Source organism: Providencia sp. PROV004, assembly GCF_011045615.1.
Classification (GTDB): domain Bacteria; phylum Pseudomonadota; class Gammaproteobacteria; order Enterobacterales; family Enterobacteriaceae; genus Providencia; species Providencia rettgeri.
On record NZ_CP042859.1, the window covers coordinates 688,371 to 706,772 of the forward strand.

Here is an 18,402-nt window from a genome sequence, read left to right on the forward strand (position 1 = left end):
ATTTAGGGTAAAAGGAAAATACATGGCTGAATTTGACTATCTTAAAAACGCAATTAAACGGGCGGGTTACACGCTCCAGCAAGTTGCGGATGCGACAGATATGACCAAAGGCTATCTCAGCCAGTTGATTAACGACAAAATTAAAAGCCCTAGCGCACAAAAAATTGCGGCTCTTCATCGCTTTTTAGGTCTTGAATACCCCAATCAGCAAAAAACGATTGGGGTAGTGTTCGGCAAATTTTATCCATTACATACTGGGCATATTTATTTGATTCAACGGGCGTGCAGCCAAGTGGATGAGCTTCATGTCATTCTCTGCCACGATGAACCCCGTGATAAGGACTTGTTTATTAACAGTTCTATGTCTCAACAGCCCACAGTAAGCGACCGTTTACGGTGGTTATTACAAACCTTTAAATATCAAAAAAATATTCATATTCACTCATTTGATGAAAATGGCATAGAGCCGTATCCACACGGTTGGGAAGTGTGGAGTGATGGAATGAAAGGCTTTTTGAAAAAGCATAATATTAACCCAAGTTTTATTTATTCAGGGGAAGCGAATGACGCTCCGCGCTATAAAAAATATTTAGGTATCGAAACCATTTTGATTGACCCTGAACGTACGTTTATGAATATTAGCGGTAACCAAATTCGCCAAGCGCCGTTTCGTTATTGGGAATATATCCCAACGGAAGTCAAACCCTTCTTCGTGCGTAAAGTGGCGATTTTAGGCGGTGAATCGAGTGGTAAGTCTACGTTAGTCAATAAGTTAGCGAATATTTTCAATACATCCAGCGCATGGGAATATGGCCGAGACTATGTGTTTAGCCACTTAGGTGGCGATGAGATGGCATTGCAATATTCTGACTACGACAAAATCGCCTTAGGACACGCTCAATATATTGATTTTGCAGTAAAATATGCTAATAAAGTCGCATTTATTGATACCGACTTTGTCACGACTCAAGCCTTTTGTTTGCGCTATGAAGGCAAAGAGCATCCATTTGTTCAGGCATTGATAGACGAATACCGATTCGATTTAGTCATAGTTTTAGAGAATAACACTCCTTGGGTAGCTGATGGTTTAAGAAGCTTGGGGAGTGATAAAGACCGGAAAGCGTTCCAAGGCTTACTCATTGAAATGCTGAAGAAAAACAATATTGAATTTGTGCGTGTAGAATCCTCAGATTATGACACACGCTTCTTAGAGTGTGTCACCCTTGTTCAGCAGTTACTGATGTTGGATGACTTATAAATAAAGTCACCCAATAAAAAACGGCATCGAATGATGCCGTTTTGATTCTATCTATATGATATCGATCCCTTAAATAATTTGAATTATAGGTAGGCGACAAGAGAGTGAGTCCCTAGGAGCATACACCAGTATGTGACTAGAGCTCACGAGCGCAGCCAACACCGCTATAATTCTAAATTATGACAGGGATTATTTGGTCATACGCTTATACTTCATACGATGTGGCTGCAACGCTTCCGCGCCTAACGTCCGTTTTTTGTAATCTTCATATTCAGAGAAGTTACCTTCGAAGAACGTAATATTACCTTCGTCTTGGTAATCAATAATATGGGTTGCAATACGGTCAAGGAACCAACGGTCATGGGAAATAACCATGGCACAGCCTGGGAACTCTAACAGGGCGTTTTCCAGGGCACGTAAAGTTTCAACGTCGAGGTCGTTGGTTGGTTCATCGAGTAACAGGACGTTACCGCCCACTTGCAGTAATTTAGCTAAGTGTAAACGGCCGCGTTCACCACCTGATAACTCACCAACACGTTTACCTTGGTCCACGCCTTTAAAGTTAAAACGACCCACATAGGCACGGCTTGGAATTTCAAAGTTACCAATACGCATGATATCTTGGCCGTTAGAAATTTCTTCCCAGACAGTTTTGCTGTCATCCATCGCATCACGGAACTGGTCAACAGAGGCAATTTTTACGGTATCACCTAACGTGATTGAGCCGGAATCCGGTTGCTCTTGGCCTGAAATCATACGGAACAGGGTGGATTTACCCGCACCGTTAGGGCCGATAATCCCGACTATTGCCCCTTTCGGGATTGAGAAATTCAGGTTATCAATCAGAACGCGGTCACCATAAGATTTACTTAGGTTTTCAACCTCGATAACTTTATCCCCTAAACGCGGTCCAGGTGGAATAAACAGTTCGCTAGTTTCGTTACGTTTTTGATATTCAACGCTATTGAGTTCTTCAAAGCGAGCCAAACGCGCTTTACCTTTAGCTTGACGGCCTTTTGGATTTTGGCGGATCCACTCAAGTTCTTTTTCGATAGACTTACGGCGAGCGGCTTCTGTAGAGGCTTCTTGCGCCAAACGCTCATCTTTTTGCTCAAGCCAAGAAGAGTAGTTACCTTCCCAAGGAATACCTTCACCACGGTCAAGTTCGAGGATCCAACCCGCAACGTTATCTAAGAAGTAACGGTCATGCGTGATAGCCACAACAGTCCCTTCGTAATCGTGTAAGAAACGCTCTAACCAAGCAACAGACTCAGCATCTAAGTGGTTGGTTGGCTCATCGAGCAGTAGCATATCGGGTTTTTCGAGTAGTAAGCGGCAAATTGCCACACGACGGCGTTCACCCCCAGAGAGGTTTTCGATTTTAGCATCCCAAGCGGGTAGGCGCAGTGCATCCGCCGCACGCTCTAATTGGTTATCTAAATTATGGCCATCTTGTGCGGAAATAATCGCTTCTAACTCGCCTTGCTCTTTCGCGAGTTTATCGAAATCTGCACCTTCTTCCGCGTAAGCTGCATAAACTTCATCTAAACGAGTTAATGCATTTTTGACTTCGCTAACCGCTTCTTCAACGGCTTCACGGACAGTATGTTCAAGATTTAACTTAGGTTCTTGCGGAAGATAGCCGATTTTCAAACCAGGTTGTGGACGTGCTTCGCCTTCGATATCGGTATCAATACCTGCCATAATACGCAGTAATGTTGATTTACCTGCACCATTAAGACCTAAAACACCGATCTTAGCCCCCGGAAAGAAGCTCAGAGAGATATTTTTTAAAATATGACGTTTCGGTGGAACAATTTTTCCAACCCGATACATACTATAAACGTATTGAGCCAATTTACTTTTCCTTTTGTTTTATAAGCAAAAAGTTAAACAACCTTTAATTTATGGGGCATGGATGGGGCATTATTAGAAAGCTTTGAATTTAGCATTTCTACCTGATCATTATTATTCTCAGGCATCCAATCACCATAAACCGTAAAAATCATTTGTGCTGAACTGTGCCCCATTTGTGTTGCTAAAAATGATGGGTTAGCACCTGCAGAAAGCATCCAACAAGCATAAGTATGCCTTGTTTGATATGCGTTTCGATGTCTTATTTTAGCCTTTTTAATCGTTCTATCCCACATATCTCCAAGAGTTGTTGTGGAATACCGACCGCTTTTAATCGCATAACCGCGAGCATTGATACTAGGATCAAATATAAAAGTGCATTTATCTTTACGTATTTTACCAAACTCTCGCAGACGGACGTCAACTTTAACCGATTCTCGCATGTACGTTAATGGCATTTGAGCTTTTAATGCATTTATTGCCGGCTCGAGTAAAACAATAACCCTGTCAGTTCCCGCATTAGTTTTGGGTAAGGTATATTGCTTTGCAGCCGTCCAATTGCGTCTCACTGTAATTGTTCCTGCATCTAAGTCAACATCTTCCCATGCGAGTGCGGATAATTCTCCGGGGCGTATGCCTGTGTAAAAGGCTACTGTCCATAAGTTTTTAGATTGTAAGTTGGTACAGGCTTCAATAAATCGACCAAATTCATCTTGGCTAAATGGATCTGGGGGCGTTCTCGACTTCTTTAATTTTTTAATGGAAGTCGTTGGATCTTTATCAATATACCCGTTTTCATAAGCAAACCGCAGAACACCTTTGATACAAACAATATAATCGTTTACGGTAGCAACTGTTCGGCCTTTTTTAATTACCTTCCTTTGACGCGCTGGCCTGTGATTACCTGTAAGTAACTCGTTTCTAAGAAAGAGTAAATTTTCCTGAGTTATTGCATCAATGTGCTTCTTTTCTCCTAAGATCATTGCACATGTATCTAATTTACAAATATAACGATTATATGTGTTAAGTGATATTTCTGGCTTTTTTAGTTCGAGCCATTTACTAAACATATCTTTGACGGTTATTTGTTTAACGGTTTTAGTTGAAAAATTTCCGGCATTTTTAGATTCAGGGAAACGATGATAATAATCAAATATGCCACTTCTTATTTCGTACTGAACAGATTGCCTTATTTCCCCTGCTTGCTTTCTATTTTTCGAGGTGTCAGGCAATCCAGTAGCTTCCCTGTATCGCTTACCTTGATATATGAACCAGATCCTGAGAAAACCACCATGGTTTTCAACACCGGTTGGGTACACGATACTTTTTGACATGTTAACTTTCCTTTTAGCAACAAGAGTTATTAAGACCCAGTAGCAGGAAAGAATGGAGCAGGCGTTTTTTTCCTTTCATAGCGAGGTTGTGATTTGTTTTGCATGGCTATCCATTTATTAATATTGGGTAAGTTATATGCAATTCCGCTATTGTCTTTTGGTGTGCCATCTGTAGCGACAAACAACCATTCTTTACCTTGTCTCCAAGACTTCTCTCTAAAGCTACGGATCTTGCGAATTGAGTAACCAGTACAAGCTGATAAAAGCTTTTCTGTTACCCATTCATTGGGCGCCACTACGATGAACTGCTTCGTATTTTGGTCACCATCTTCAAGATCTCTCATGCTGTTAAAAGACATAATTACCTCCACATATCTGCCGCATACAGATTTACAAATTAGATATCGTCGTTAACTGGTTTGATTAAATGCTGGTGGATAATAGACACATACTTAGCCTGATGGATTGCATCAGCTAATGCATTGTGTTGTTCTCCTTCAAATTCGAGTGTACGCTTAGGATCAATACCAGCATTACGGCCTAGCTCTACAATTGTTCTAACACAGCGATTGTTCCAATGTTTCCAGAACGGATCTAAACCGACAGCATCATATGCGTTACGCAAAATAACATTGTCAAAATCAACGCCATTACCCCACACCTGAACATCATCAGTTAGAACTCTCTCGGCAAAAAGATTTAGGTCGGCTAGTGATTCTTCTAACTCATAACTAACACCAACAATTTCCGATCTAGCTTCAGCGCTTTGCTTTATCCACCAAAGGACGGTATCAGCATCGATATGAAGACCTGCACGCTCGCAACTTCTTAAATCGACAACTTGGTAAAATGTAGGCCCAATCTCACCAGTTGAAGGTTCAAAAGCGACTGCACCAATAGAAACAATGGCTGCATTGTTATGTGTGCTCATTCCTTCTAGATCTACCATTAAGTGTTTATATTTCATTTTTAGTCCTTATTTATCCAAGCGGTATAGCTTTGCTATTTTGAATTGCTGCTCAGGTTTATTTCTTTGTAGGATATTAAGCTGGTGGCTCAATTCCTCTCCATTCGTTTTTGTTACTCGGTTAAAGTGCAAGCAACCACTGCCATCCTCAATAGTGAATAAAACAGGCTGCAAGTTATTAATACGCTCTAATTCTTTTTGCATTTCAGAATATTTATCAGCTAACTTAACTACCAAACTAATCAAGGTTAAGTTTTCCTGCTCCCTTGCATCAAGTAACTTATGCCATTCAGCATCGTCAGCGCAGAAGGCTTCAATTAATTTAGTGCTTTCTTCATTTGTTTGAGATATTTTCTCAACATACTCACACAGATCAATTAACTGGTCACTCCATACAGAACATTTTGCAATTTGATATCTACGGGTTAATAAAGCATCTGCTTTCAATTCTTTGGCTAATTCAAGCATCTTATTATTCATAATCACACTCTCTTAAACTCAATAACCCACACCCACGGATTACTTTCATAATTACAGTCAGGTTTACTAACTGAATCCCATAAGTGACGAAACCAACAAAACGCATCAGTACTACCGCCAGTTAACGCCCTTTCCAGCGGGTATCCCTCGGCTTTAAAATCATCGTCGCTAGCTGCTTGTAATCGCTCTACTCGAACATCAGTAATTTCTAGCGTGATACGTGAGTGGCAACGTTTCATTCTAACTGGGGACTGCCATTTAACAGGAACATCTGTCCCACAGGCAGTTCTATACCTAACAGCATTTGGCTTATCTGCTTTATAAACAAAAAACTCACCAGTACCACCAAGGCAGTCGCGTCGCACTTGTAATCCAGCAGTTTCGCGAACCCAAAGGCGATCACCAACTCCACCGTGTGGACAGGCTATACCAGCAATGCCAGCCCATACCCCTTCGTTATCCTGCATCATATCTTCGATATTAATCATGGACTGGCATATATTACTAGGCCACCAAGTACCACCGTTTTCATTTGGTCTTGGCTGTGGTTTCATGATTATACGAATTTGAGTTTTACGGCCATCAAGGATGGCGCGTACCATTTCAGCATTAAAAATAATTCCGCGCTCTTTCATATCAGCCACCTATGCGTGTAGCAGTTCTAATGCGCTCATAAACCTCACTAGCTTGGATCCGTTCATCACCAACATCACAGGCGCAGAAATATTCAAATGCAGCTTTTTCAGCTTCTTTATGTGCTCTGAGGAATTTTGCCTTTAGTTTTGCCACATCAGGCCTTAGCCACGAACAAGCAGGGCCATCTTCTGATTCAAAAATACCACCGATAAACCAACCATCACCTTGCGGTTTGCTCGGTACCCACCCTGAGATATCGCAATCACCATCTATAAAATAGCGTTTGAATGTTGGGTGGCTTTCATCAATATCGCCATCCATATAGACATTACAGATTTCAAGGCAATTGTTATCAAACCATTGTTTTAAATATTCACCGTCTTCACTTACAGGAATTTGAGAGTGAGCCCAGTAGCCAAGTTCATCGCGTTCTACTAATTCAGGTTTAATAGACATATGCACCCCCTACACAATAATTCTGTAAACTGAATTAACTGTTTGTATATAACCATCAGCAAGATAAGTATCGATATTAACTACTGGTGATGTATGTATTTGAGCGCCATTAAAGAAGCGTTTTTTTGTGTCATTGTAAACATGGCCATCAGCACCATGGGCGTTAACTGATTCGAGCAATATATCTGCATCAAATTTAATTTCATTAGACATAATTAATACTCCACACAAAATTTAGATAATAAGAGTCCGTCTCTTAATAAAGAGAATTAATTCCTTGGTGTTGGCTAAATAGTTACTCTGATTCTTCTTTGTATTTTAATAATTCGATTAATAGCTCGATGGTATCTATCATATAAAACATAAATAAAGAATTTACATGCCGATGACGAAAAGCTCTATCTCCATCACAATAAACTTCACTAGTTGGTTTTATTCCCTTGAACTCGAAGTTATCACTTAATTTAAAGACAATATCTAGCGTTGCTAATTCCATTAGGCTGACACGAAATCCATTTGATAAACTCTCACTTAATTCGCGTTGAACATAGCACAGCTCAGCGTCGTATTTAACAGATTCTAATTTCTTCTCAACTTTCCTTTGCAGTAAGTAGAAATTACAAGGATATAATCTCCCTCCAAAGCTGTCTGCTGGCGGCTCGTTGTTTATGTAGTTAATTAGGCGAGTTGTTATACCGTTCTTAGCATCATCAACATGGATTGTTTCTGTTTTTACTGAACCACAAACCTTAATTAAACATCTAACAAGCGCTTGGTGCTCTGGTTTGCGAGTGCTCGATACAATAAGAAAACCTTTTTTAACATGGTAAAGAGCAGTGATGATTTTTGTTTTAGTTAAAGCAACTTTAAGCATTTCCTCTATAGCTATTCGCTTTACTTCCGCTTCATTTAAGTCATTAGCGCCTTGCTCTTTCAATTTCTCAATACGCCTATTAACTTCAAATGCAATAGCCGCTTTAGGGATTATCTTTTCATCAATACGAAAAGTAATAATATAGCCACCTTCAATTGGTGTAACTAATTCACCTGTAATTTTATTCGGAATAAAACCATAGCTAATAGAATGTGACTCTAAAATATCAACAAAGAGTAATTCTTTTAAATGATTTTCTAAAACGTCAGCGCTGGGTAATTCAGCTTTAAAAATAACACAGCTAGTAATTGGAAAACGTTTCATTTGTTTTTTCCTCAAATATAATTAACTCCACACAATAAATAAGACCACTGACAAATAATGAATATATTTACCTAGTATGAACACTGAATATCAGTGGCCTTATGTATTATGAAAAAGGGCGGCACAACACCGCCAAAAACCACAAGGGTCAATCACTAGCAGTGGTAATACTATTTTCAGCTAAGATACGCTGATAAATTTCTTCACGATGTACAGCAACATCTTTTGGGGCTTCAATACCAATCCGCACTTGGTTACCATTAAGCCCCAAAACAGTCACTTTAATATCATCACCAATCATTAAAGTTTCACCGACTCGACGAGTTAAAATAAGCATTCCCATACTAAACACTCCACACAATTTATAAGGTTGCCTGAACTAACTTATCCACATCAGGCGGCTGTGGTATTCTTGGAAGCCCTACACAACCAAGAGAATTTTTTATGAGTAACTTAAAAGGCGTTATAGTTCATATTGAACACCGTATCGGTTGGGTTGCTATCCGTGATGAAATCGGCGAAATAACCATTGCTGAACTTATTGGTGGTTATGACGTCGAAAAAGGAAACATCATCACAGGCAATCTACATTCCGAAGGTGGCGAAACCTTTTATAATCTCTCTACAGATGAAGAGCTTGATGTTTACGTTGAATACATTCACCTCACGGAAGCTCAGGCCATTCTAGCTATTCAAAAGTGCGGTCGATAAACCGACGAAACATTGCACAATTTTTCAGAGTCCAGTTACATTGCTCGGCGGAGATTGTTTTCTCCGCTGGAATGTCTGGATTTAGCTCGCGTAATGTACGACCTCTTTTCGCTGCCCCTTCAAGCTGCTCAACCTTATTAAGTAATGCCTGTTTAACGTCTAGGCACTTGCATTTACCATTATCAGAATTGCACATGCCTAATACCCCACACATTTAAAATTCAGTCAAGCACTAACAGTAACTGCACACATATCCATGCACTCTGCAATTTCTTCGTCGAGCTTTTCGAGTTCAGCTTGCTTGTTATCACGGTCAGCTTGCAGTCTTTTAAGATGATTAATTAGTTTAGCCTTTGCCAGTATCCACTCGCGTACATCATCCTGCGACATTGGCACACTAAAAGTAACAATTGGTTCATTTGAATTGGTTTGCATGATATCCACCTAATGATTGTCTCGATGGAATAAATATAGCAATGAGTATTAATTATAGCAATAAGTATATTTTATTTGTTTTAATATGGACTGTATTTGATTGAAATTAAAGAGATTATTTTTTTATGTTTATAATAATACGAAAGGCTATCAGAATTTTTATAGAATAATTCTTGCAAATTTTACTTGAGAATATAAAGTATAAAACAATTTACTGTATAAATACACAGTAAATAACCAAAAGCTACAATGTTATATTCGAGAGGAATGAGACGATGGTGATAGTTTTGGTGAGAAATGGGGTTGGTAAGTATAGAGAGGTGCTTGTTAGTAAAAAAAAGAAAACAAGCTATCTCCTGAAATCACGAACAAGAAAGACAACTACACCGATAAATAGTGCAGAGGATAAATCAATCAATGGCACTCTATTATCATCAACTGACAGGAAGCCGTGACTACCGCCATCTAAAAATTTATATACAGAAATAGAATTGTTGACCTGTGCTATCACCAGATCCCCCGTTCCTGGCGTTATCTCTGTATCGACTATAGCAATACTCCCGTTAGGTGCCTCAGCGCACCCTGTATTGCGACTAAGGACATATGCACGGTAAGACGGCAATGGCTTGCCCATAGGGGATAAAACGAAATCGTCAGTCTCGCCAGTCTCATCCCAAACTGAAATGTTAAGAGATTTGTCTAACCTAAATTTTTGCTCGTTATTAGGCCCTTCCATTTCTCCAATGCCGTTCGCCAACCAATCAACATTCACGCCAAGCGCATTGGCTATATCAACCAATTTAACAGAGCCTTTAGCTTTCCCATTAACTAAACGCCAGATAGTAGGTTGAGCAACACCCGATGCTTCAGCTAAAGCACCCTGAGTCATATTGCCCCTATATTTCATAGCCTTTTGAAGGCGTTCAGACAGTGTCGTTTTCATGAATGCGAATTTATAGTCATGCGTATTAAAAATCAAATTCTTATTGCTATTGTATAAATTAATACTCATTGCTATTATTTGTCTCACGACAATACTAAAAGGGTTAAAAAATGAAAAACAAAGCAATTCAAAAAGCGATTGATATTGCTGGGGGGCAAAAAAAGCTAGCTGACTTATGCGGCGTTAGCCAACCAACAGTTTGGCGCTGGCTTCATGGAGGTGGCGTAGATGCAAGATTGGTTATGGCTATTGTGAAAGCCACCAACAATTCAGTTTTACCTCATGAGATAAGGCCAGACCTTTATGAGCTAATTGGCACAGGCAAACAATAGCAAAACCAACTAACTGAGTTAACTACCAACAAAACAACGGAATTGTAGATATGTGCAAACAAACATTAAAAGAAGTCGTAAAAGAAATGTGCAAGGCATTCCCTGGTGGTCGTTCAGCGATGGCGGGTGCTTTGGGTATTTCTGAAACTACTTTCAATAACAAGCTATATGAGAAAAACGGCTGTCGTTTCTTTGAAAATGATGAACTTGAAGCGATTGAGGAATTATCAGGCACTAAGTTGCTGGTGGAATATCACATGGATCGTCACTCGATGGTTCCTGCAACTAAAGTTGAGCCTGAGAATTTAGATACAGTCGAACTCTTTGAAATACGCATGAATCTTGGCGCTATGCAAGGTGCGTTATCTGTACTGATTCAAAATAGCATTTCTGATGGAGTTCTTACTGACGAGGAAATTAAGGCAATAGATCGCAAGTTGGCAAAGGTGTTTGGGTACGCTGCAGGGTTTATTGAGTCATTAAAAACGGTTTATGGGATTAAACAATGATGAGCATGTTCAGAAAGGGGGACGCCCCAGATATGCGGTCCGAGGCGTCGAGTGCTAATAACAACTTGTGTGGAGTAACTAGCATGAGCAGTGTAACGAATTTACGCGGTAGAACGCAAGTGAGAGTTTCTATCCGTGATGGTCGTTTTGTCTATGAACTAAAGGTACCAGAAGGACGGCAGGAGACCAACTACAAGTTTGTTGAGTGGTTGGTAGATGATTTTAATGCAAGTTGCGGGAGAGGGGATCATGTCCAATGAAAAGCATAAAAACCTTAATCGTTACTTCCGAGATAAGCGAGGCCGTATTGTCCATGTTGTTGAGTGGGACAAACCAAGGCAACGGGTTGTTTTCATGCTCGATGACTATGAGCATCCCTGTTTTGAGCCCCTCGAACAATTCAAAAAATATTACACAGAAGTTAAGTAGGTAACAGCATGAGCGTAAAACTATCAAGTTATGTATGGGATGGCTGCGCAAGTGCAGGTTTAAAGATAACCTCTGTTGCGATAATGGCCCGTCTCGCTGACTTTTCAAATGATGATGGTGTTTGTTGGCCATCAGTACCGACAATTGCCCGGCAAATAGGTGCGGGTGAAAGTACTGTGCGTACCGCTATTAAAAACTTAGAAAAAGCCGGTTGGTTATCAAGCGAAAAGCGCCGTAAAGGTAATCGTAACGCAAGTAATATCTATCAATTGAACGTTGATAAATTAGCTTCAGCGGCAATGGCTGCACTTTCTCAACCGCCAGTTTCTGACGTTTCAGATTCTGACGCATCAAAATCTGTTGCATCAAAATCTGTCCCGTCAGAATCAATCAAAAATAATCGTTTTGACCCGCCAGAATCTGGGGGCGATCCGTCAGTAACTTCAATACATGATCCATCAGTAACTAACTCTTCGTCGCAGAATTCTAGCGAATCCAGCGACCAGTCAAAAATTGATTTTTTAAATCGTTACCCAGAAGCGGTGATTTACAGCGCTAACTTCCAAAAATGGGGCTCAGCCAATGACCTCAAATGCGCCGAATGGTTATTTGACCGCAAGTGCGAGGTATTCAAAGACTTAGGGCTTAAAGCTCCTAAGGAGCCTAATTTTACCGATTGGGCTAACGAAGTTCGCCTGATGGTCAGTGTTGACGAGCATAGTCACAAAGAAATTTGCCAATTCTACAAGCGTGTTACCCAAGACGATTTCTGGAGGAAAAACGTTCAGTGCCCAAGAACACTGCGCAACCAGTGGGATGACCTCACATTGCGCCTTGCTGGTGAGCAAAAAGTTAAAGTCGATGCTGTTGAGCGTGATGAGGCATTTACACGGATCATCGGCTCCCGCTCAAAACCTCAAAATCGTATTGAAGAAATTGCAAGTGAGTTGGCTGGGAAATCGGGCGTTCGTCGCATGACTGATTTTGTAGGGCGCAAGGCATGGGCAGGCATTTGGCAACAGGCAGCAGAACAAGCAGCGAGAGAGGTGACAGCATGATGCGTAGTGAAACTAAAACAATTTATGGCGTTGACGTGCTAGGCATGATTGCCATGTTCAAGCAGCTACGTAAATGGCGCACGATTCGCAAGCTTCGTAACAGATGGAATCAATCCCGCCGTGATTTAGTGACTTGCAGGAAGTTTCGCCACTTAAATCATCATGTTGACCATTTTCAAGTTCAGCTGCGTTATAAGCATATGCGCGAGTATGTTAAATCCCACCAGCAGCGAGGTGCTATCTGATGAATAAATACATTCAAAGCCTCGAGGCGCTTAAAGCTAAACCACGACATAAGCTTAATGAAATTGGGGATCAGTGGTGTACACCCGATGAATTGTACTGGGGTATCAGCTCGATATATGGCTTATTCAAGCTTGATTTATTTACTGACGGTAAAAATACCAAAGCACCCAATTTTTATACAGCAGAAGATAATGCATTAACTCAAGACTGGTACGAAAGGTTGAAAGAGACTGGTGGTGCTGCTTTTGGTAACCCTCCATATTCACGTAGTTCATATCATGAAAAGCAAGCCATAACGGGCGTTAGTCATATTATGAGCCACGCTTTTGCAATGAGAGAAAAAGGTGGTCGCTATGTTTTTCTGTTGAAAGCAGCAACAAGTGAAAGTTGGTGGCCGAAAAATGCAGATCATGTCTGTTTTATTACTGGGCGTATTGGTTTTGACGTCCCTAAGTGGTTTAACCCAGCCGATGATAAGCAAAAACCATCTGGTGCAATGTTTGCTGGGGCAATAGTTGTTTTCGATAAAACATGGGATGGGAAACCATTTGATTATATCCAGCGTGAAGATCTAGAGGAGCGAGGCAGGATATTCATAGAGCAGGTTAGGTGGTTAGCTAAAAAAATGGGGGTGGCAGCGTGAGAGTCGACACTTACCAACAATGCATTGAAATAATTAAAGCGGGTCGTCAATTCGACGCCTTTAACACAAATCACCTCAAAAGCATGTGTGGGTACCACAAGTTATTATCCAGAAGAATGCTTGTCATCCTAATTGATCTTGGGTGTGTCAATTACCTTGGTGAAATGAAGAAGGACGGTAAGGGTCACGCAATAAGCCATTATCAAGTGACGCCATATGCTATCACCAAACTAAAACAGTCAATTGAGAAAGAGAGGAAAGAAAAAGAGCGCCAGAAAGCTATTAAAGCCAAGGCAAAGCTTAAAGCACAGCTTAAAGCGCAGCCACCAGCTAAGCCTAAAAAAGTAGACGAAATCAAGAAGTGCGAGCCTGAGCCTCAATTCGAGTGTGGCATTAAAGTTGTTGAAAAAGCTTACGTAGGCGATATGGGGAATCAATCACTTAAACAGTTAGATCAGTTACTGGCGGGGGTGAGGCCATGAGTGCAGATGATAATGTTATTCAATTCAAAGCGCCTAGTGATGCAATTCCCACTATCGACACGGAAGTAAAGGGAAGAAAAAGCAGACAGCAAATGTACTGTAAGCATCATTCACTAGTTATCGATGAAGAGCATAGAACAGTTGAATGCAACGATTGTGGCTGTGTTGTCGAGGCTTTTGATGTTCTGTTAGCTAGGGCGAATAATGCCGAGTCAGTAATCCGAGGTATGAGTGAATTATTAAATAAGCGTGACGAACTGCGCAAATCAGTCGATGGGCTTTTGAGGGAAGAAAAGAACACTAAAGCCAGATTGCGAAGCGCCAGAACAGATTTAATGTTTATTGAAAATAAAAAGCTTCAGCATGAGGGGAAGGTTGGATGAAAAATAAAATGCCAGAAATCCATCAATGCAAATGCGGCAGTGAAGATCTGCACATTCAAACCCTAGAATATCGCACTTGGTTTTATGTTTATTGTCATAGCTGCGGAAAAAAAAGCCCTGCAGTAAACGATAGAACTGAAGCTGTAAAATTATGGAATGAGGTGGTATCAAAATGAATTCTTCAATTACATTAATACTCCCATTCCCTCCAAGTGTTAATGCTTGCTGGCGGAACATAAACGGTAAAACGTTAATCAGTGCAAAGGGGCGTGCATTTCGGGCTAGTGCAATAGCTGCTATTTATACTCAATTAAGGCCAAGGCCTAGGGTAATTACTGAAAATGTATCCGTCATTGTGAAGATGTTCCCACCCACTTATCACAGAAGGGATATTGATAACTATCTAAAAGCACCATTTGACGCCATAACCCATGCCAATATTTGGAAAGACGATGAGCAAGTTAAGCATGTTGATATCACTTGGTGTGAGGTAGTTAAAGGTGGTCGATTTGAAATTGAGATAAGGCCCCTCAATGCAGAATTGGAGAAAATATCATGAGCCACCAATGGATATTAACTCCAATATTAATACCTGAGCTTAGCGCGGTGATATTTAGACCAGGAGCACATTTAAATACATTCAATGGAAGAATGTTGCTCATGACTTTACCTGAGGAGCTAAAGCATAAACCATCAGGCCTTATCTCTCTTTCTGACCAATACCTCAGCGGCGTAGCTGGTGATGAACGGGTATCAAAACCTGTATTAAATTTAACCATCGATCCCGAGCCACCAGCTAGTTTCATGAAAAAGCCAAAACTACTGCGCTGGACAAATGATAAATACCTACAGTGGGTTAAATCACAGCCGTGTTGTGTTTGTGGCGCCACAGTGGATGATGCTCACCATTTAATCGGTTACGGGCAAGGTGGAACAGGCACTAAAGCCCATGACTTGTTCACTATTCCATTGTGTCGTATTCACCACAGCGAGTTACATAAAGATCCAAATGGGTGGGAGCGGGAGCATGGAAGCCAAATTATTTTGTTATTTAAATTTCTAGATCGGTCTATCGGTCTGGGTGTTTTCGGTTAATGCGTTGTGCGGAACGCAGGAGACTTTTTGCATGAGAGATATTCAGTTGGTTTTACAAAAATGGGCAGGTTGGACGAGTGATAATCCGGGAATCGATTATTCCCATATTGCTGCGGGCTTTAAAGGCCTAATTGCAAACAAAGAACCAGCAAGAGAATCATGTAGTGATGATGATGGGATAATTATTGATAGTGTTATTGCGAAGCTACGGCAGGTAAGAAAAGAGGAAGAGCTAGAATTAATTGTTTTGCATTACCTTTATGGGGTGTCAAAACGCAATATTGCTAAGGAATGGAAAATGAGTGAGGGGCGAATTAGGCAAATGATGCAAGTTGCTGAAGGCTTTGTGGATGGTTGCTTAGCCATGCTGGGTGTAACCCTAGAAATGGACTCTGAGGTTATTAACAAAGTAAAAGCGATAGATAGTAAAAAAGTATTAGTGCGCTACGCAAATTCGATGTTATTGTGATAAGAGTGAATACGTTGTAACCGAACTTATAGAATGAAACCTTGCCATTTGTGCAGGGTTTTTGCGTTATAAGCAAATAGAACTTGCTGTTACCTTTGCTCAGAGTTACATGTGTAGTTATGCACAATAACTGACCAAAGGTTTAAAAATATCATGTTAAAACAGAGTGATATCACAGAAGAGGCAAAGATAGTTTTAGAGGTTGTTCCGCACTCCTGGTGGGCGACAATAGAAGAAATCTCAGGTTACACTGAATTAGCAAAATCACGCTGTCAGTTGATATTAACGCAACTAGCGATAGCGGGATTAATCAAAGAAAACATCGAAGAAAATACATTTCAAAATATCTAGTACTGTGAAAATGGGCGACTGTAAAAGTGTTGGTAGCACTCTTACAGTCATTCGCCCGTTCCGGTAGATCACGGACAAACTAAAGCCCACTGCTTATGTGCACAAAGCATGGTGGAGCTTATCAAAAAAGGTTTCCATGATCTATGAAAAATACTGTAAATTTAAACAGTGTCAATTTAGTCAATGATGACTCACTCAGCTACATAAAAACACTTCCCGATAATTGTATTGATTTAATCGCAACTGACCCGCCATACTTTCAAGTAAAAGCGTGTAGTTGGGATAATCAGTGGGAAAATGTCACTGCATATTTATCGTGGCTTGATGAAATACTTGCGGAATTTTGGCGCGTTCTGAAGCCAAACGGCAGCTTATATATGTTTTGTGGCTCAAAGCTGGCGGCTGATACGGAAATATTAGTGCGTGAGCGGTTCGACGTTTTAAATCACATCATATGGGCTAAACCATCAGGACCATGGCGACGACAAAACAAAGAAAGTCTGAGAAGTTATTTCCCAGCGACAGAGCGGATCTTGTTTGCTGAACACTATCAAAGCCCCTATAAGGGTAAAAGTAGTGGTTATCTTCAGCGGCGCAGAGAATTGAAAGAAAACACGCTGAGGCCATTAATTGAGTACTTTAAACAAGCAAGGGACTCATTAGGTATAACAGCTAAGGAAATACATCAGGCGACTGGAAAGCAAATGGCATCGCACTGGTTTGGGTATAGTCAATGGCAATTACCAAACGAATCAGACTACTTGAAGCTACAAGAGCTATTTAACAAAGTAGCGGTAAAACAGTTCAGCGACAATCCATTAAGCCGCCAGCACGCTGATTTAGTTAGTGAACAAAAACTACTAAGGCGCGAATATCATGAATTATCTCAGCAATACAAACTATTACGCCGTCCTTTCTCCGTGACCGTTGATGTTCCTTATACAGATGTGTGGGTATATCCACCTGTACAATACTACCCGGGCAAACATCCATGTGAAAAACCTTCAGCGATGATGGAACACATTATTAATAGTAGTAGCCGCGAGGGTGATGTAGTGGCTGATTTCTTCATGGGTTCTGGCGCCACAATAAAAGCGGCATTAAAACTTAATCGTCGTGTTATTGGGGTAGAGCTTGAAACTGAGCGATTTGAGCAAACTAAGTTAGAAATAGAGCAGAATACAGAGCGACAAAAGCTGTAGTGGCTTACAGCAGCCAGCCTGAGCTAAATCAGGCATCACTTCTTATTTTATCCCCTCAAATGAGGGCGAAAAAACAGAAATTCCCACAATCACAATTAACGGAACACTCCGAAGGGGGTGGATATGCGTATGCACGAAAAATACTCAAGCCCTTTTTCTTATGCTCTCGGAGTGATTACCACAGCGGCAGGGGCATTATCTCTAGATCAATGGGCGGTGCTCATCGGGATTATATGTACTGTCGCTACCTTCTTGGTGAATTGGTACTACAAACGGAAAGAATTCAAATTAAGAGAGGCTAACAGTGGCAAAAATACCAAATAAAATAAAAATTGCCGCTGCAGCTGGTGGTGGACTGATGGCTTTAACTGTTGCAATGGTTACAGAATTCGAGGGGTACGAGGCCAAACCTTACCGTGATGTAGTTGGAGTTCTTACCGTGTGTTACGGGCATACAGGCTCTGACATTATCCCCACAAAAACCTACACAAAAGCCGAGTGTGATGCTCTGTTAGAAAAAGACTTGGCAATTGTCGCTAAGGCCGTGAATCCTTTAATTAAGGTTGATATCCCTGATTACACAAGGGCTGCACTGTACTCATTTACATATAACGTCGGAACAGGCGCTTTCTCGCGCTCTACGTTACTTAAAAAACTTAATGCTGGTGACCAAGCTGGCGCATGTAATGAACTTAAACGTTGGATATATGCTGGGGGTGTCAAATGGAAAGGGTTAATGACAAGACGAGAAGTAGAAAAAGCCGTATGCCTTGGCGAGTTCGCTTATGCATATCCGCTTTCATTATCGGAATCCCCATCCACTTGGCAACTGGCGTATATGTACTCAGAGACGATACCTGCAGTATTGATAAGGTAAGCTTAGAAAAGCGCTGCCAAAAAGCTATCGACCACTATAAGGGTAGGCAGGTGA

31 protein-coding genes and 1 pseudogene are annotated in these 18,402 nt (G+C 40.9%); 19 read left to right on the forward strand and 13 right to left on the reverse strand.

Annotation, left to right across the window (positions count from 1 at the left end):
• Window positions 1-22 precede the first annotated feature (22 nt).
• Entirely contained in the window at window positions 23-1,258 is a 1,236-nt protein-coding gene (nadR, locus tag FVA69_RS02905) for a multifunctional transcriptional regulator/nicotinamide-nucleotide adenylyltransferase/ribosylnicotinamide kinase NadR (RefSeq protein ID WP_109911846.1), read from the forward strand.
• 189 nt (window positions 1,259-1,447) lie between these two features.
• Here the strand turns inward: nadR and ettA are convergent, their stop codons facing one another.
• The 10 genes from ettA to csrA form a co-directional block, all read right to left on the reverse strand.
• On the reverse strand, window positions 1,448-3,115 hold the full coding sequence (ettA, locus tag FVA69_RS02910; protein WP_004914750.1) for an energy-dependent translational throttle protein EttA: 1,668 nt from the start codon (window positions 3,113-3,115) through the stop codon (window positions 1,448-1,450).
• A 32-nt stretch (window positions 3,116-3,147) separates the two neighbouring features.
• Window positions 3,148-4,446: a site-specific integrase gene (locus tag FVA69_RS02915; protein ID WP_164528375.1), complete on the reverse strand. Its 1,299-nt coding sequence runs from the start codon at window positions 4,444-4,446 to the stop codon at window positions 3,148-3,150.
• A 29-nt stretch (window positions 4,447-4,475) separates the two neighbouring features.
• Window positions 4,476-4,805 (reverse strand): excisionase family protein, encoded by a 330-nt coding sequence (gene xisR, locus FVA69_RS02920; protein ID WP_164528376.1) that lies wholly within the window; start codon window positions 4,803-4,805, stop codon window positions 4,476-4,478.
• Between the two features lie 38 nt (window positions 4,806-4,843).
• Window positions 4,844-5,413, reverse strand: a complete 570-nt coding sequence (locus FVA69_RS02925; protein WP_094961256.1) for a 3'-5' exonuclease — start codon at window positions 5,411-5,413, stop codon at window positions 4,844-4,846.
• A 9-nt stretch (window positions 5,414-5,422) separates the two neighbouring features.
• Window positions 5,423-5,893: a hypothetical protein gene (locus FVA69_RS02930; RefSeq protein WP_164528377.1), complete on the reverse strand. Its 471-nt coding sequence runs from the start codon at window positions 5,891-5,893 to the stop codon at window positions 5,423-5,425.
• Window positions 5,894-5,895: 2 nt separating this feature from the next.
• Window positions 5,896-6,528: a hypothetical protein gene (locus FVA69_RS02935; protein ID WP_164528378.1), complete on the reverse strand. Its 633-nt coding sequence runs from the start codon at window positions 6,526-6,528 to the stop codon at window positions 5,896-5,898.
• 1 nt (window position 6,529) lies between these two features.
• Window positions 6,530-6,985 carry a hypothetical protein gene (locus FVA69_RS02940; RefSeq protein ID WP_164528379.1) on the reverse strand — a complete coding sequence of 152 codons (456 nt, stop codon included), beginning with the start codon at window positions 6,983-6,985 and terminating at the stop codon, window positions 6,530-6,532.
• A gap of 9 nt (window positions 6,986-6,994) precedes the next feature.
• The gene (locus FVA69_RS02945) at window positions 6,995-7,198 is read right to left on the reverse strand and encodes a hypothetical protein (RefSeq protein WP_141240686.1); all 204 of its coding nucleotides are present in this window, start codon (window positions 7,196-7,198) and stop codon (window positions 6,995-6,997) included.
• Between the two features lie 82 nt (window positions 7,199-7,280).
• Window positions 7,281-8,183, reverse strand: coding sequence for a recombination-associated protein RdgC (gene rdgC / locus FVA69_RS02950; protein WP_164528380.1), 903 nt, complete (start codon window positions 8,181-8,183; stop codon window positions 7,281-7,283).
• Between the two features lie 148 nt (window positions 8,184-8,331).
• Window positions 8,332-8,520, reverse strand: coding sequence for a carbon storage regulator CsrA (gene csrA, locus FVA69_RS02955; protein ID WP_123382619.1), 189 nt, complete (start codon window positions 8,518-8,520; stop codon window positions 8,332-8,334).
• Window positions 8,521-8,627: 107 nt separating this feature from the next.
• Here csrA and FVA69_RS02960 point away from each other — a divergent pair, with 107 nt between their 5' ends.
• On the forward strand, window positions 8,628-8,894 hold the full coding sequence (locus FVA69_RS02960; RefSeq protein ID WP_164528381.1) for a hypothetical protein: 267 nt from the start codon (window positions 8,628-8,630) through the stop codon (window positions 8,892-8,894).
• Here FVA69_RS02960 and FVA69_RS02965 read toward each other — a convergent pair.
• The 3 genes from FVA69_RS02965 to FVA69_RS02975 form a co-directional block, all read right to left on the reverse strand.
• A complete protein-coding gene (locus FVA69_RS02965) occupies window positions 8,872-9,090 on the reverse strand; it encodes a hypothetical protein (protein ID WP_164528382.1) in 219 nt (72 codons plus the stop codon). The two genes, FVA69_RS02960 and FVA69_RS02965, sit on opposite strands and share 23 nt — an antisense overlap.
• A 29-nt stretch (window positions 9,091-9,119) precedes the next feature.
• On the reverse strand, window positions 9,120-9,329 hold the full coding sequence (locus tag FVA69_RS02970; RefSeq protein ID WP_164528383.1) for a hypothetical protein: 210 nt from the start codon (window positions 9,327-9,329) through the stop codon (window positions 9,120-9,122).
• Window positions 9,330-9,678: 349 nt separating this feature from the next.
• Window positions 9,679-10,218, reverse strand: a complete 540-nt coding sequence (locus FVA69_RS02975; protein WP_238789279.1) for a helix-turn-helix domain-containing protein — start codon at window positions 10,216-10,218, stop codon at window positions 9,679-9,681.
• Between the two features lie 164 nt (window positions 10,219-10,382).
• Between FVA69_RS02975 and FVA69_RS02980 the strand changes: the two genes are divergently transcribed.
• The 17 genes and pseudogenes from FVA69_RS02980 to FVA69_RS03060 all read left to right on the forward strand — a co-directional run bounded on the left by FVA69_RS02980 (window position 10,383) and on the right by FVA69_RS03060 (window position 18,348).
• A complete protein-coding gene (locus tag FVA69_RS02980) occupies window positions 10,383-10,604 on the forward strand; it encodes a helix-turn-helix domain-containing protein (protein WP_164528385.1) in 222 nt (73 codons plus the stop codon).
• A gap of 50 nt (window positions 10,605-10,654) precedes the next feature.
• Entirely contained in the window at window positions 10,655-11,113 is a 459-nt protein-coding gene (locus tag FVA69_RS02985; RefSeq protein ID WP_164528386.1) for a YmfL family putative regulatory protein, read from the forward strand.
• A gap of 83 nt (window positions 11,114-11,196) precedes the next feature.
• Window positions 11,197-11,373, forward strand: a complete 177-nt coding sequence (locus tag FVA69_RS21600) for a hypothetical protein (protein ID WP_164528387.1) — start codon at window positions 11,197-11,199, stop codon at window positions 11,371-11,373.
• A complete protein-coding gene (locus tag FVA69_RS02995; RefSeq protein WP_071548505.1) occupies window positions 11,363-11,542 on the forward strand; it encodes a DUF4222 domain-containing protein in 180 nt (59 codons plus the stop codon). The genes FVA69_RS21600 and FVA69_RS02995 overlap by 11 nt, the downstream gene beginning before the upstream one ends.
• Window positions 11,543-11,550: 8 nt before the next feature.
• Window positions 11,551-12,600: a helix-turn-helix domain-containing protein gene (locus FVA69_RS03000; protein ID WP_164528388.1), complete on the forward strand. Its 1,050-nt coding sequence runs from the start codon at window positions 11,551-11,553 to the stop codon at window positions 12,598-12,600.
• Window positions 12,597-12,845 carry a hypothetical protein gene (locus FVA69_RS21605; protein ID WP_238789280.1) on the forward strand — a complete coding sequence of 83 codons (249 nt, stop codon included), beginning with the start codon at window positions 12,597-12,599 and terminating at the stop codon, window positions 12,843-12,845. Before FVA69_RS03000 ends, FVA69_RS21605 begins: the two co-directional genes overlap by 4 nt.
• On the forward strand, window positions 12,845-13,489 hold the full coding sequence (locus FVA69_RS03010) for a phage N-6-adenine-methyltransferase (RefSeq protein WP_164528389.1): 645 nt from the start codon (window positions 12,845-12,847) through the stop codon (window positions 13,487-13,489). Before FVA69_RS21605 ends, FVA69_RS03010 begins: the two co-directional genes overlap by 1 nt.
• Complete coding sequence (locus tag FVA69_RS03015; protein WP_164528390.1) at window positions 13,486-13,971, forward strand: hypothetical protein; 486 nt, start codon at window positions 13,486-13,488, stop codon at window positions 13,969-13,971. The genes FVA69_RS03010 and FVA69_RS03015 overlap by 4 nt, the downstream gene beginning before the upstream one ends.
• Window positions 13,968-14,354 (forward strand): hypothetical protein, encoded by a 387-nt coding sequence (locus tag FVA69_RS03020; protein ID WP_096863812.1) that lies wholly within the window; start codon window positions 13,968-13,970, stop codon window positions 14,352-14,354. The genes FVA69_RS03015 and FVA69_RS03020 overlap by 4 nt, the downstream gene beginning before the upstream one ends.
• Window positions 14,351-14,530, forward strand: coding sequence for a hypothetical protein (locus tag FVA69_RS21610; RefSeq protein ID WP_164528391.1), 180 nt, complete (start codon window positions 14,351-14,353; stop codon window positions 14,528-14,530). The genes FVA69_RS03020 and FVA69_RS21610 overlap by 4 nt, the downstream gene beginning before the upstream one ends.
• On the forward strand, window positions 14,527-14,913 hold the full coding sequence (locus FVA69_RS03030; protein WP_164528392.1) for a RusA family crossover junction endodeoxyribonuclease: 387 nt from the start codon (window positions 14,527-14,529) through the stop codon (window positions 14,911-14,913). The genes FVA69_RS21610 and FVA69_RS03030 overlap by 4 nt, the downstream gene beginning before the upstream one ends.
• A gap of 197 nt (window positions 14,914-15,110) precedes the next feature.
• A pseudogene (locus FVA69_RS21335) lies at window positions 15,111-15,449 on the forward strand (DUF968 domain-containing protein); the annotation flags it as partial.
• 31 nt (window positions 15,450-15,480) lie between these two features.
• Window positions 15,481-15,918 carry an antiterminator Q family protein gene (locus FVA69_RS03040; RefSeq protein ID WP_164528394.1) on the forward strand — a complete coding sequence of 146 codons (438 nt, stop codon included), beginning with the start codon at window positions 15,481-15,483 and terminating at the stop codon, window positions 15,916-15,918.
• Window positions 15,919-16,071: 153 nt separating this feature from the next.
• On the forward strand, window positions 16,072-16,269 hold the full coding sequence (locus FVA69_RS03045) for a TrmB family transcriptional regulator (RefSeq protein WP_164528395.1): 198 nt from the start codon (window positions 16,072-16,074) through the stop codon (window positions 16,267-16,269).
• A 143-nt stretch (window positions 16,270-16,412) separates the two neighbouring features.
• On the forward strand, window positions 16,413-17,471 hold the full coding sequence (locus tag FVA69_RS03050; protein WP_164528396.1) for a DNA-methyltransferase: 1,059 nt from the start codon (window positions 16,413-16,415) through the stop codon (window positions 17,469-17,471).
• Between the two features lie 123 nt (window positions 17,472-17,594).
• Window positions 17,595-17,795, forward strand: coding sequence for a phage holin family protein (locus tag FVA69_RS03055; protein ID WP_109913315.1), 201 nt, complete (start codon window positions 17,595-17,597; stop codon window positions 17,793-17,795).
• On the forward strand, window positions 17,776-18,348 hold the full coding sequence (locus FVA69_RS03060) for a lysozyme (protein ID WP_164528397.1): 573 nt from the start codon (window positions 17,776-17,778) through the stop codon (window positions 18,346-18,348). Before FVA69_RS03055 ends, FVA69_RS03060 begins: the two co-directional genes overlap by 20 nt.
• Window positions 18,349-18,402 lie beyond the last annotated feature (54 nt).